The organism is Sphingomonas sp. (genome assembly GCF_040398505.1).
Classification (GTDB): domain Bacteria; phylum Pseudomonadota; class Alphaproteobacteria; order Sphingomonadales; family Sphingomonadaceae; genus Sphingomonas.
In genome coordinates, this window is record NZ_JBBATX010000007.1 from 1 (window position 1) to 14,342 (window position 14,342).

Annotated in this window: 9 protein-coding genes; all 9 read left to right on the plus strand. The window is 64.8% G+C overall.

All coding sequences use genetic code 11. The annotated features are described in order from the left end of the window. Positions 1–193: 193 nt before the first annotated feature. Positions 194–3,385: a TonB-dependent receptor domain-containing protein gene (locus ABWP09_RS01865; protein WP_353203468.1), complete on the plus strand. Its 3,192-nt coding sequence runs from the start codon at positions 194–196 to the stop codon at positions 3,383–3,385. 126 nt (positions 3,386–3,511) lie between these two features. Continuing rightward, the gene (locus tag ABWP09_RS01870; protein WP_353203469.1) at positions 3,512–5,887 is read left to right on the plus strand and encodes a sensor histidine kinase; all 2,376 of its coding nucleotides are present in this window, start codon (positions 3,512–3,514) and stop codon (positions 5,885–5,887) included. Positions 5,888–5,928: 41 nt separating this feature from the next. Next, entirely contained in the window at positions 5,929–6,198 is a 270-nt protein-coding gene (locus ABWP09_RS01875; RefSeq protein WP_353203470.1) for a type II toxin-antitoxin system CcdA family antitoxin, read from the plus strand. Next, entirely contained in the window at positions 6,198–6,497 is a 300-nt protein-coding gene (locus ABWP09_RS01880) for a CcdB family protein (protein WP_353203471.1), read from the plus strand. The genes ABWP09_RS01875 and ABWP09_RS01880 overlap by 1 nt, the downstream gene beginning before the upstream one ends. Position 6,498: 1 nt before the next feature. Further along, positions 6,499–6,939: a tRNA (adenosine(37)-N6)-threonylcarbamoyltransferase complex ATPase subunit type 1 TsaE gene (tsaE, locus tag ABWP09_RS01885; RefSeq protein ID WP_353203472.1), complete on the plus strand. Its 441-nt coding sequence runs from the start codon at positions 6,499–6,501 to the stop codon at positions 6,937–6,939. Continuing rightward, positions 6,936–7,904, plus strand: coding sequence for an aminoglycoside phosphotransferase family protein (locus tag ABWP09_RS01890; RefSeq protein ID WP_353203514.1), 969 nt, complete (start codon positions 6,936–6,938; stop codon positions 7,902–7,904). Before tsaE ends, ABWP09_RS01890 begins: the two co-directional genes overlap by 4 nt. Next, positions 7,898–8,662: a nucleotidyltransferase family protein gene (locus ABWP09_RS01895; protein ID WP_353203473.1), complete on the plus strand. Its 765-nt coding sequence runs from the start codon at positions 7,898–7,900 to the stop codon at positions 8,660–8,662. Before ABWP09_RS01890 ends, ABWP09_RS01895 begins: the two co-directional genes overlap by 7 nt. Beyond that, the gene (gene addB / locus ABWP09_RS01900) at positions 8,655–11,603 is read left to right on the plus strand and encodes a double-strand break repair protein AddB (RefSeq protein WP_353203474.1); all 2,949 of its coding nucleotides are present in this window, start codon (positions 8,655–8,657) and stop codon (positions 11,601–11,603) included. Before ABWP09_RS01895 ends, addB begins: the two co-directional genes overlap by 8 nt. Positions 11,604–11,795: 192 nt before the next feature. Further along, the coding region (locus tag ABWP09_RS01905; RefSeq protein ID WP_353203475.1) for a UvrD-helicase domain-containing protein at positions 11,796–14,342 on the plus strand (2,547 nt) is incomplete at its 3' end.

Genomic DNA, 14,342 nt, shown 5'->3' on the forward strand with positions numbered 1-14,342 from the left:
GGTTCAGCCTTCGAAAAACGCCGCGTCCGACCGATGGGTCTGGCGCGGCGTTTTTGTTGCGCTCGTGCAACACTTCCGAAACAAATAGAAACACGCCTTGCCTTCCCGCGCCAAAACCTACCATCTGAGGACCTTGGCGGTGAAACGCTCACTAAAAGGGGTTTTTATGTTGTTGGTTGGAATGCGCTCACGCGTGGCGTTGACGCTCTCTGCATCGATTCTTGCTCTATCCATTACCGCGCCGTCGTTCGCACAGACCAAACCCGCGGCTGCCGCTCCGGCAGATTGTCCGCCCGGAACCGCGCTGTCTGCCACAAACACGTGCGATCCACTCCTGGCTGCTACCGGCAAAACGTCGGGTAATTCGGCGGACACGGAAATCGTCGTCACCGGGTCACGCATCGCACGCAACGGCACGGATTCTGTGGCTCCAGTGCTGGTTCTCGACAGCAAGGCCATAGAGTCGCGCGGTTTTTCGACCCTCGGTCAAGCGCTCAGTGAGCAGCCCGCGTTTGGTATCGCCGACAGCTCGCCTGTCGGTGGCCAGTCCAGCTTCGGGCCGGGCCAATCGTTTGTAAACTTCTTTGGGCTCGGCTCTCAGCGTACCCTTACGATCGTCAATGGGCGCCGCTTCGTCGGTTCCAACACTTCGACGATTTTCGGTCCGACCGGATCGGGCGGTTCACAGGTCGACCTCAACCTGATCCCGACCAAGCTGATCGACCGGGTCGAGACAGTTGCCGTGGGAGGCGCTCCGATCTACGGTTCGGATGCGATTGCCGGCACGATTAACGTTATCCTCAAACGTAATTATCAGGGGCTTGACCTTGACGCCCAATACGGAATCGCTGATCGCGGCGACGCGTCCGATTATCGCTTCCGGATCCTCGCTGGCACGAACTTTGCTAGCGGCCGCGGTAACATCACCTTTGCCGGTGAATATAACGATTCGACCGGGTTGCTTGCGACTGATCGCTCCCTGACGGGGCTTGGGCGGTATTACGATGCTCGCACCACGGCCGGCTATCCGTATGCGCGCGAACTCTACACCAACCGTACCCTGCCGGGCATCAATGAGAGTGGCATTCCGATCGTCGGTCGGATCGGGTGGGACTTCCTCGGACTAAACGCGATTTTGGCCCCGCGCTATCAGACTGCCTTTGCGCCGTATTTAGGGCTGCCAGCGGGAACGCCCTTCAACCTCGGTGTGACCGGCGGCATTTCACCGACTTCGGCATTGCGTTTTGATACGTCGGGCAATCTGATCCCGACCGACTTCGGCAAATCCACCGGCGTATTGAACTCGTCCGGCGGGAATGGCTATAACCTGACAAATCTGTCGAACCTGTTGACCAACACGAAACGCTATAGTGGTATTTTGGAAGGCAATTATCAGATCACAGATGGGGTCCATGCGTTCTTCGAGGCATGGTATACACACAGTGAAGGTACCAACCTGCGCGATCAGCCGGAATATAACAGCGGCTTTTTCGCGGCGCCGGGTGACCTCTCCAATGCCGGTGCATATCAGATCAACCTTGCAAACCCCTTCCTCTCCACTGCGGCCCGCACATCGATCCAGCAGAGCATCGTAAGCAATCCGCTTAGCGATCAGAATCAGGGATATGCGACGACGCAGAATTACTTTTACCTCGACCGCGCCAACACTGACCTGGTGACTGGGCGCGTGAAGGGCAAGGTCGATACGTATCGTGCGGTCGTCGGTCTCGACGGCAACTTCACCGTTCTTTCCAACAAGCCGTGGAAGTGGGAGGTCTCGGCGAATTATGGTCGTTCGGAAACCTCTTCGGTGCAGCCACTCCTTAACACGCAGAACCTCGGCAACGCGGTTGATGCAGTGGGGAGTAGCGCAGCGACGGCGGCGTGCCGTGCTGGCGTGGTGAGCTCCAAAGCACCCACAATTAGCAATGTCTGCGCACCGCTAAACCTGTTCGGCAGCGGGGTCGCGAGCCAGGCAGCGCGTGATTATGTCACGATGCTGGCGACGCCTCAGTCGCGCAACGAGGAGTATGATTTTGTCGCTTCGCTATCGGGCGAATTGTTTAAGATGCCGGGTGGGAAGCTGTCGTTTGCGGCTGGCTATGAACATCGTGACGAGCATACCCGGTTTGACCCGAGTGCTGCGTTTGCGGGATATTTTGATACCGCGACGCAGACCCAGAAGGGTTATGGTCAATCGGTTCCGATCGCGGGGATCAATGCAGGTTACAACACCGACGAAGTGTTCGGTGAGCTTGAAGGCGATCTGATCGGTCCGGACAATAATATCCCATTGTTCCGCTCGCTCAGCTTCCAGCTGGCCGGCCGTTACGTGAACAACTCGTTCAACGGCAATGCATTCACCTGGACGGCTGGCGGCCGGTGGCAGCCGGTGAAGGATTTCACCTTCCGCGGAAATTTCACGCACTCGATCCGCTCGCCATCGATCACGGAATTCGCAAATCCGGCGCAAAGCTTCTTCGGCACTGCGAATGACCCGTGCGATCCAACGCAGATCAGCCAGGGTCCGAATGCATCGGTGCGCACACGGAACTGCCAAGCGGCCTTTACCGCGCTTGGCGTAAACTTGGCGAACTATAATTCGCTGTCGGCGGATCGTACGTTCCGTCAAGCGGTGGCGGGCGATGTGACGCTTCGAAACGAAACCGCAGATTCGGTCAGTGTGGGAGGGATCTTCCAGCCGACGTTCATTCCCAGGCTGACGGTTGCCGCAGACTATATCGACATCCGGGTTAAGGGTGTCATTACTAGGTTCGGTGCGGATGATACGTTGAGTGCTTGCTACGATTCAACCACTTATCCCAACAATATATATTGTGGGCGAATCACACGCGATAACACCGGCCAGTTGTCCTACATTGTTCAGGGGTATCTGAATGCCGACCAGCTGCGCTATCGCGGTATCGTTGGGCAAGGGCAGTATAGTGTCCCGACGCGGTTCCTTGGCGCGAAAAGTTTGGTCAGCCTCGGCGTAAGCTACCAGCATCTTTTCGAACTTTCGAGCACCTCGGCCGGCACCAAGACCCGGACCGAGGGAACCGCAGGCTATTCGAAGGACAAGGGCGTTGCGACGCTCTCTTATTCGAACGGCGGCGCGGAGATCTTTGCTCAGGCATCGTACCTTGGACCGGCAAAGATCGATAATTATTATGCCGCCAACTATCAAATAAACCATTACAATGCAGTCGTTTTCACTAACCTCGGCGCCACGTATCGGTTGTCCGATTCGTCGTTCTCCATCCGGCTGAACGTGGACAACGTGTTCGACCAAGCACCGCCGTTTCCATCTACAGGCGCATCGGATGTATACTTCCGCGGTACATTGGGTCGTTATTATCGTGTAGGTGTAACGACACACTTCTGACAGGCAACCTTGGCTCGAGAGGGGATCGGCACGCACCGGTCCCCCTTTTGTGGGTAACGTAAGTTTATGTACGCCGAGTGACGCTGGGGCTTGGCATCTGGCAATGTCCCGCTACCGTCGAGCGTCATGACCTTCCCAGATTTCACCGTTGCCTTGATTGGGGTCGCGCTCGCGATACTGATCGCTGTTGCGGTGTGGATCCTCTACACCGGCCTGCGCGCCAGACGCGAGGCGGTGGAGGCGTTTGCGGCCAATACCCGGTTGGAGGCGTTGCTTGCCTCGGCACCGGCGCTCGCGCTGCTGGTGCGCGCCGGCGGGCGGGTCGAATGTCCGCCACGCCTTGCAGATTGGCTCGGGCTGACGACGGCGCCGCGCTATCTCGCTGATCTGACGACGACGATGTCGACGATCGCATCGGGCGCGGGCGGTGGGTTGTCGCTTGAGGATGCCGCAGCACTTTCCGCCGACATTGCCGCCGCGCAGAAATCGGGGCGACCGTTTTCGCGGGCAGTACGCGCGCAGGGTTCGGCGCGCGCGCTGATGTTGCGCGGGAGCCGCGCGGCGCGCGACGTGCAGGCGCCGGGTGGCGTGATCATCTGGGTGTTCGATGCGACCGAGAGCGAGGCCGAGATCGCGCGGCTCGACGCGGCGATGGCGGAGGTAACAACCTATTATGAGGAATTGAGCGGGGTCATCCAGGCCGCACCGATGCCGATGTGGTATCGCGGCGCCGATCTGCGACTCGCCATGGTCAATTCGCATTATGTCGCCGCGGTCGAGGGCGCATCGGAAGCCGATGTGATCGCGCGCGGCATCGAATTGGTCGAGGGGTCCGGAATTGGTGGTCCGCTGGCTAGTGCGGTGCTGGCGCGGGACGCCAAGGCGGTGCAGTCGCAAGCTATGCCGGCGACGATCCGGGGCGAGCGGCGAATGCTGCGGGTGTATGATGCGCCGTTGTCGACCGGCGGGGTGGCGGGTTTTGCGATCGACATCGAGGATCTCGAGCAAGCGCGTGCTCGGCTGAAGCGCTTCGACGATGCGCAGCGCGCGATGCTCGATCGGCTTTCGGCGGGCGTGGTGCAATTCGCGTCGGATCGCAGCCTCGTGTTCTGTAACCAGCCGTTCCGCCGCTTGTTCGCTATGAAGAGCGAATGGCTCGCCGATCGCCCCGAATTCGACCGCGTACTGGAACGGATGCGCGAAACCCAGCGCTTGCCCGAAGTGCGCGACTTCCCGGGCTGGAAGGCCGAGCGGCGCGACTGGTTTTTGGCGGCAGGCGGTGGGCAGGAGGAGGAATGGCACCTGCCCGGTGGGGTGCATTTGCGGGTCGTCGCGCAGCCGCTCCCCGATGGCGGATTGCTGCTGATCTTCGACGATCGCACCGAACAGGTCCAGTTGGCGAGCGCGCGCGATACGCTGCTGCGCGTGCGCACCGCGACGTTCGAAAATCTGTACGAGGCGCTCGGCGTCTTCGCTGCCGATGGGCGATTGCACTTGTGGAACAACAAATTCCGCATTGTGTGGGGTTTCGATGAAACGTTTTTGGCGACACATCCGCGTGTCGACGCGCTGGCCGAAGTCGCTGCGCAGCAGCTTGCCAATCCGGCGCGCGCGGTGTTGATCGGCGATCTGGTGCGCGCTGCGACGGTCGAACGGCAGCAGCGCGGCGGGCGCGCGGCGTTCAAGGACGGGCGGCATTTCGAGTTCGCTGCAGTGCCTTTGCCCGATGGCAATGGGTTGTTCACGATGCTCGATATTTCCGACAGCCGCCGGATCGAGACCGCGCTGCGCGATCGCAACGAAGCGTTGGAGGCGGCGGACCGGATCAAGACCGCCTTCGTCGCGACAATGAGCTACGAACTACGCACCCCGCTGACGTCGATCAGCGGGTTCGCCGAGATGCTGAGCGAAGGCTATGCCGGCAAGCTGACCAAGACGGCGTCGGGCTATGTCGAAGCGATCCTCGAATCGGTCGAGCGATTAGGGATGCTGGTCGACGAAGTGCTCGATCTGACGCAGGCCGAGGGCAAGGAGCCCGTGCTCGAAATGCTCGAGGTCGAGCTCGACATGGTGGCCCGCGCCGCCGCAGATACCGTGGCGCCGCTGGCGAAAAAGCGCGGGCTCGATTTCGCGGTGGAGATCCACCCCTCAACCGGGGCAACGAAGGGCGATGCCAAACGCTTGCAGCAAGTGGTCGAACATCTCCTGCGACATGCGGCAGCGGGCGCTTCGGAAGGCGGGCGCATCCTGCTCCACACCGATGGCACGGCAGCGGCGGCGCGGATCGTCGTCTCGGACGATGGCGCGGGGATGAGCGCGGAATCGGTCGCGCGCGCCTTCGACCGCTTTGGCCAGCCCGGCATTACGCGCAGCGGTGAGCGTGCGCTGGGGCTGGGGCTGCCGCTCGCAAAGCAGTTCGTCGAGGCGCATGGTGGAACGATCGCGCTCGTGTCTGAGCCGGGGCAGGGGACGTTGCTGACGGTGACATTGCCGCGGCGGTAGCTTGCGGGCGATGGCGTATGCGCATAGCGTATGCGCACAAAATGGAGGTCGTGATGGCGACTCGCTTAGCAGGACACGATAAGCTCAGGGCCGTGCGCAAAGCGAAAAATGTGTCGCTGGATGTGGCATTGGTGGCGATGGCGAAGGAACTCGGCCTTAATGTCTCGCGGGGTTGCGAGGCGGGGCTGGCGGCGGCGATCGCCGAAGAACGGCGAAAGCGCTGGCTCGAAGAGAATCAGGACTCGATCGACGCGTCTAATGCTTGGGTTGCAGAACATGGGCTGCCGCTCGAAAAGTATCGATTGGCCTAATGCCGCGTTTTGACGTTTACCGACACCCGGACGGGCGGGGATATCTATTGGATTGTCAGACCGACTTTCTGTCGGGCCTCGACACGCGGTTAACGGTCCCGCTGTTCTTGCTGGAGGATTATCCGCGACCGGCAGCGGGTTTGAACCCGGTCTTCGTCGTTGAAGACCTCAGCGTGGTGATGCTGACGCAATATACCGCAGCCATCGAAAAACGGCGCTTGGGCCGATCGGTGGGTTGGCTGGCGACCGAGCAAGATGCGATCGTGAACGCACTCGACATGTTGCTGACGGGGTATTGAGGTGATCCTCGCCGACCCCGCCGCGAGCGAAGCGTTTGGCGCGCGGCTGGCGGCGCTGATCGCACCCGGCGATGTCGTGACGCTGTCCGGGCCGCTGGGCGCGGGCAAGACCAGCGTCGCGCGGGGGCTGCTCGCCGCGCTCGGATTGGCGGGGGAAGCGCCCTCGCCGAGTTTCGCGATCGTCCAGCCCTATGACGTGCCCGAAGTGCGCATGGCCGTTCTGCATGTCGATCTGTACCGGATCGATGACCCCGAGGAGATTGACGAACTGGGGCTTGATGAGGCGGCAAGCGATTCGGTGCTGCTGGTTGAATGGCCCGAACGCGCACCCGGTTGGTGGCCCGACGCGCTCGCGCTGACGCTGGAGATGTTGCCCGATGGCAGCCGTCGCTTGACAGCCGCCGTCCCGCCGGGCTGGAAGGCGCGATGGCAGCAGATATGACACCCCCGGCGGCGGCGGCCGCGTTCCTCGCCGCAAACGGGTGGGGCAGCGCAGACATTCTACCGGTCGCCGGCGATGCGTCGTTTCGTCGGTATTTTCGGGCGGTCGAGTCATTGCGCAGCGCGATCCTGATGGATGCGCCGCCGCCGCACGAAGACCCGCGACCGTTTCTTCAAATGGCGCGCTGGCTCACTGCGAACGGCTTTGCTGCGCCCGAGATTCACGGCGAAGATCTCGAGCACGGGCTCGTCCTGCTGCAGGATTTCGGCGACATCCGGATGCGCGAGACCGTTGATGCCGAACCGGCGCGCGAGCTGGCGCTGTACGGTGCGGCGATCGACATTCTGGTGTCGCTGCGCACTCATGACGCCGCGCCGCTGGCCCCCTATGACCGCACGGTGCTGCATCGCGAGGCCAATTTGCTGACCGAATGGTATTGCCCGGCGCTCGGCATCGCGGTTGATCAGGCGACGTATGCGGCGGCGTGGGATGCGGTGTTCGACCAGGTTCTGGTTGGTCCGCAAGTGACGGTCTTGCGCGATTTCCATGCCGAGAATCTGATGCTGATCGGCCCCGACACGCTCGGCTTGCTCGATTTCCAGGACGCGCTGGCGGGGCATCCGGCCTATGATCTGGTGTCCTTGCTGCAGGATGCCCGACGCGATGTGGGTGAGGACGTCGAAGCCGCGATGCTGGCGCGCTACAAGGCTGCGGTCCGGACCGATGCCGGGTTCGACGCCGCCTATCATGTGCTCGGCGCGCAGCGGAACGCCAAGATCGTCGGCATTTTCACGCGGCTGTGGCAGCGCGACGGTAAGCCACGCTACCCGACGCTGTGCCCGCGCGTGTGGCGCTATCTCAACCGCGATCTCGCGCATCCCGCGCTCGCCCCGGTCAAGGCGTGGTTTGACAGCGCGATCCCGCTCGAACTGCGCGGCGACCCGCTGGCGCTGTCGTCATGCTGAGGCCCAAACGCACGCTCCACATCCGGCCCGATCCGGGTGGGGCAGTGCCAAAAACGGCGATGGTGATGGCGGCGGGCCTTGGCAAACGGATGCGCCCGCTGACCGCGACACGCCCCAAGCCGCTGGTCGAAGTGGCAGGCAAGCCGCTGATCGATCACGTGTTCGATCGTTTGCGGGCGGGCGGCGTCGCGCGCGCCGTGGTCAATGTGCATTATCTGGCGGACGCGCTGGAGGCACATTTGCACAATCGCGTTGCGGGGATCGACCTGGTCGTTTCCGACGAGCGCAAGCGCTTGATGGAAACCGGGGGCGGCATCGTGCAGGCGCGCGACCTGATCGGCGATGCGCCGTTCCTGGTCGTCAACAGCGACAATCTGTGGGTGGACGGGCCGTCTGATGCGATCCGGATGCTGTCGGCGCAGTGGGACGATGCGCGGATGGATGCGCTGCTGCTGATGGTGCCGCTGGCGCGCGCCAATCATCATAGCGGGCAGGGTGATTTCCGGGTCGCGCCCGATGGCCGGATTCTCGGGCGGCGGCAACCGGGTAAGCTCGCGCCGTTCGTCTATACCGGCGTGCAGATCCTCTCGCCGCGCGTGATCGCGGATTGGCCGGAGGGGCCGTTCTCAACCATGCTGTTCTGGGAACGCGCGATCGCGGCCGGACGCGCTTACGGCCTGGTTCACCAGGGGCTGTGGTTCGATGTCGGCACGCCGGCCGCGGTCGGCAAGACCGAGGCGATGCTCGCCGATGGCTGAGCGCCGGACCCCGCAGCTCTTCACGATTCCGGCGCACCGCGCCTTTGCCGATGCACTGGCGGCAGGGTTGATCCGGCAGTTTGGCGGCGAGGATCTGGAACTCGCGCGTGGCCTCGTCTTGCTCCCGAATAACCGCGCCAAGCGTGCGCTGACTGACGCCTTCGTCCGGGCGAGCGGCGGCGGTCTGCTCTTGCCGCGGCTGGTGGCGATCGGCGATCCGGGGATCGATGAGGCGATCGGCGCTGCGCTCGATCCGGCGGACGATATGGATCCGTTGCCCCCCGCCGTAGCGCCGCTCGAACGCCGCATGATCCTGGCGCGGCTGGTGTCGGAAGAACGCGCGCGCGGCGGGCAGCCGGTCGATGCGGCGGAAGCGGTGCGGCTCGCGGGCGATCTGGCGCGGACGCTCGATCAATTGCTGGTCGAGGAAATCGCGCCCCACAGATTGCGCGAGATTGAGCTGAACGAAGCGATGTCGGCGCATTGGCAGCGCGCGCTCGATCTGTTCGGGATCGTGCTCGATCGCTGGCCGGCGGAGCTTGCGCGGATCGGCCGGATCGATGCGGCGGATCGGCGCGGCGCAATGCTGCGGCGGCTGGCCGAGCGGTGGCAGGATACGCCGCCGGCCGGGTTCGTCTGCGCTGCGGGGATGACCGACAGCGCTCCCGCCGTGGCAAAATTGCTGCGCAGCATTGCGGATTTGCCGCGCGGCATGGTGGTGCTCGCCGATCTCGCGACGGGAATGGACCCGAACGAATGGGATGCGCTCGGGCCGTTCGATCCCGATTCTGCGACCGGGCTGACACGGCGATCGATCGAAACGCATCCGCAATTCCATTTGAAGCTGCTGCTTGAGCGGATGAGCGTCAATCGCAGCGAATTCCGCACGTGGCGCGACGGCAGCGATCATGATGCGACCGTCGCGCGCGGCAAGGCGGTGGCGAACGCGCTGGCCTCCGCCGAATTTACCGCGAAGTGGACGACGCTGGGGTCGGAGCAAAGGCGGATCGGCGGTATTTCGGCGGCGGAACTCGCGACGCCCGGGGAAGAAGCGCAAGCGATTGCGCTCGCGCTGCGCGAGGTGGCGGAGACACCGGGCCGGACGGCGGCGTTGGTCACGCCCGACCGCGGCCTTGCGCGACGCGTCGCGGCGCATTGCGCGCGCTGGGGGATCGCGGTCGATGATTCAGCGGGGCGGCCGTTGTCGATCCTGCCGTCTGGCACGCTGCTGACGGCGCTGGCGGAGGCGGCGACGCAGCGCTTCGCGCCGCTCGCCCTGCTGACGCTACTGAAACACCCGCTGGTGCGCTTCGGCACGGCGCGGACCGCGTGGCTCGATGGCGTGCGTGCGCTCGACCGGACGATGCGCGGGCCGCGTCCGGCGGCGGGGCTGGCGGGGACTGACGCGCACTTGCGCAGTGCGCGGCGCGCACAGGTGGCGCTGGCGTGGTGGCCCGAGGCGCGCGAGGTGCTGGCATCGATCGAACAGGCGTTCGCAGGCGGCGCGCAGCCGCTGACGAGCTTGCTGAGCGCTTTGCGCGAGACGGCGCAGGCGCTGTGCGGCGATGCTTTGTGGTCGGGTCCGGCCGGACGCGCTGCCGCCGATTTGCTGCGCGCGGCGGAGGAACATGCGGCGCAGGGCCCCGCGACGATCGATCCCGCCAGCCTCGCGCCGTTGCTCAAGACCTTGATGGACGAAATCGCGGTGCGGCCACCGCAAGGCGGGCATCCGCGCCTCGCGATCTATGGCCTGATCGAGGCGCGGTTGCAGACCGCTGACCTGATGATTCTCGGCGGGTTGAACGAAGGGATGTGGCCCGGCCTGCCAGCACCCGACCCGTGGCTGGCGCCGCGAATCCGCACCGAACTCGGGCTTCCGGGGCTCGATCGCGGCGTCGGCGTGGCGGCGCACGATCTGGCGCAGGCGCTGGGGGCACCCGCCGCGCTGATGACGCGGGCGCGGCGTGGGGGTACGCAACCGGCGATCGCTTCGCGTTTCTGGCTGCGGTTGCAAGCACTGGCGGGGGAGAAGTTCGACCGCGCCGCGGCGCTGGAGGGCTGGGCGCGTGCGCTGGATGATCCTGGCCGCCACGATCCGGCACCCAAGCCCGCTCCAATACCCCCCGCCGCGCTGCGCCCGAAGAAGATCGCGGTGACCGATGTCGACCGGCTCAAGGCCGACCCTTACGCCTTTTATGCCAAGCGTATCCTCGGGCTGATCCAGCTCGATCCGGTCGATGCCGATCCCAGCGCGGCGTGGCGCGGCACGGCGGTACACGACATTCTCGAACGCTGGGCGCGCGAGGACAAATGTGCGCTCGACCGGCTGCACGATCGCGCGCGCGCGATGTTCGACGATGCGCATCCGATGCAGCGTGCCTTGTGGCGGCCGCGGCTGATGGAGGCGATCGACTGGATCGTCGCCGAGCTGGGGCGCAATCTCGATGCAGGTCGTACGGTGCTCGCGGTCGAGGAATCGGGCCAGATCGACATTGCCGGAGTCACGCTGACGGGCAAGTTCGACCGGATCGACCGCTTGCCCGACGGGGCGATCGCGGTGATCGATTATAAGACGGGCAAAGCGCCGTCGTCCGCGGCCGTGCGCGAGGGGTTCAGTCTGCAACTCGGCTTGCTTGGTTTGATCGCCGAGCGCGGCGGTTTTGCCGGGATTAGCGGCACGGCGCGCGGGTTCGAATATTGGTCGCTGACCAAGAATGGCGACTCGTTCGGGCGGGCGACGTCTCCGGTCGATCCGGCGGGGAAGGGCGAGAAGGTCTTGCCCGAGGATTTCACCGCGCTCGCGGCCCGGCATTTTACCGATGCCGCCGGGGATTGGCTGACCGGCGACCGCGCGTTCGAGGCGAAGCTGCACCCGGATTATGCGCCCTATGCCGAATATGATCAGCTGATGCGGCGCGACGAATGGTATGGGCGTGATTGAGCGGTTTCTAATCCTTCCTCCCCTCCCTGGAGGGGAGGGGATCGAGGGGTGGGTCGCTCTCAATGAAAACGTGACGCTCGCCCCACACCAACCCACCCCCAACTCAGTGTCGGGTCGGCCCTGCCCCCGGCAGGGCCTGAACAGCGCGGGGCGCTGTTCACCCGACACTCTTCCAGGGAGGGGAGGAAAAGCATGACCGGCTCCACCTCGCACCGCCCCCTCCCGATCCTCAAGGATGCGCAAGCGCAAGCGAGCGATCCGGGCGGGCATGTCTGGCTTTCCGCATCCGCCGGGACCGGCAAGACGCAAGTGCTGACCGCGCGCGTCTATCGGCTGTTGCTGCGCGGGGTCGATCCGGCGGCGATCCTGTGCCTGACCTTTACCAAGGCGGGGGCGGCCGAAATGGCCGGACGGATTGGCGAGCGGCTTGCAGCGTGGGTGCGGATGCCGCGGCCCGAGCTGGTGAGTGATCTTGGCGCGCTCGGCGAAGACCCGAGCGACGCGCTGATCGCCCGCGCTCGCACATTGTTTGCGCGTGTGCTCGATGCGCCCGGCGGCGGCATCCGCATCCAGACGATCCACGGTTTTTGCCAGAGCCTGTTATCGGCCTTCCCGGTTGAGGCGGGGCTCGCACCCGGCTTCCGCCCGATCGAAGCGCGCGAGGAAGCGCTGCTCGCACGCGAGGCGCTCGCCGAATTGCTCGTCACCGCCGAGGCCGAGGGCCGCGACGCGACGGTCGCGACGGTCGGGGCGTTGAGCCTCAGGCTGGGCGAAGGCGAGGCCGAGCGCTTCCTGCTCGCCTGCGCCCGTGCACCGGTCGCAATGGCCGAATTGCCGATGGGGGAGGGTGTCCACCCCTTCATCCGCCGTGCGCTCGATCTGCCGACGGGCGAAATCGACGCCGAGATCGCCAATGCCTGTGGCGATGCCGCGTTCGACGTCGATGCAGTCGCGCGGCTGGCGGCGGCGAACCGCGCCTGGGGAACGGCGACCGGTGGCAATCATGCTGACATCGCCGAATGCTGGGTCGAAGCGGCACCCGAGATGCGCGCGCGGATGCTCGGCGATTTGATCGGCGTACCGTTCACCGCGAAGCGCGAACCGCGAAAATACTCCCCGAAACTGCTCGCCGCCGACCCCGACTATGCCGATCTGGCGATCGAAGTGGGGGAGGCGTGCGCCGAACTGCTGTCGTTGCGCGAGCGCGCCGCTTATGCCGATCTGCTTGCGGCGGGCCTGTCGGTCGGGCGCGACTATGCGGCAACCTATGAGCGCGCGAAGCGGCGGATTGGCGCGGTCGATTTCGACGATCTGATCCGCGCGACAATCGCGCTGCTTGGCCAGCCGGGGATGGGCGATTGGGTGCGTTACAAGCTCGATCAGGCGACCGAGCATGTCCTGATCGACGAAGCGCAGGATACCAACCTCGACCAATGGAAGATCGTCCAGGCGATCGCCGAGGAATTCTTTGCAGGCGAAGGCGCGCATGGCAGCCAACTCCGCACGCTCTTCACGGTCGGCGACTTCAAACAGGCGATTTTCGGCTTTCAGGGCACCAATCCGATCTATTTTCGTGGCGCCGAGCGGCATTTCGAGCGGCTCGCGCAAGACGCGTGGGCGGCGGATGCGGAACAGCGCCGCTCCGGCACGATGCGGGCACGGCCGTGGAACCGCCTCTCGCTGACGCAATCGTTCCGCTCGACCCGGCCCGTGCTCGAGTTCGTCGATGCCGCGATCGAGGCGCTGCCCCAACCGGGGCTCGGCGCGATTGCCGATCGTGAAGTCCATGCCAGCGAAGTGCCCGGCCCGGGGACCGTCTCGCTCTGGCCGCTCGTCGTGGCGGGCGGGTCGGAAGAGGATGAGGAAGACTGGATTTCGGATTCGACCCGCGAACTCGCGCGCCAGATCGCGCGCACGATCAAGGGGTGGATCGGCACGCTGATGCTCGAGAGCAAGGGGCGTACGCTCCGGCCCGAGGATGTCATGATCCTGGTCAAACGGCGCGGCGAACTCGCTTCGCTGATCGTCGCGCGGCTGTATGCCGAGGGTGTGCCGGTCGCGGGGGTTGACCGGTTGCGGCTCAACGCGCCGCTGTCGGTGCAGGATCTGCTCGCCGCGATCCGCTTCGTGCTGCAGCCTGACGATGATCTCTCGCTGGCGTCGCTGCTGGTGTCGCCGCTGATCGGGTGGAGCCAGGAGCGGTTGATGGCAGAGGCGCCGCGCGGCTCGCTCAGCCTTTGGCGGCACCTTACGCGACCCGGTGGCGCGCCCGATCTTGCGCCGTTGTTTGGGCTGCTCGCACGCGCCGACATTGCGACGCCGTACCAGTTTCTGGAGGAAATCCTTTCGGGCCCGCTTGGCGGACGGCGTAAGCTCGTACAGCGGCTGGGGCAGGAGGCGCGCGATCCGATCGAGGAGGTGCTGAGCGCGGCGCTCGATTTCGAATCGCTCGGTACGCCGTCGCTGCAACGCTTCCTCGACTGGTTCGATCGCGGCGAAGTGGAGATCAAGCGCGACCCGTCCGCGCCGCTCGATGCGGTGCGCGTGATGACCGCGCATGGCGCGAAGGGCTTGCAGGCGCCGCTGGTGATCCTCGCGGATGCGGCGGTCGATCCGACGCGCGCGCCGCGCTCGACGCTGAAATGGCGCGCAGCCGACATGACGGCGGATCTACCCGTGATCCGCCCGCGCAAGGGCGAGGCAACCGGACCGCTCGCCGCGTTGGTCGAGGCGACGGCG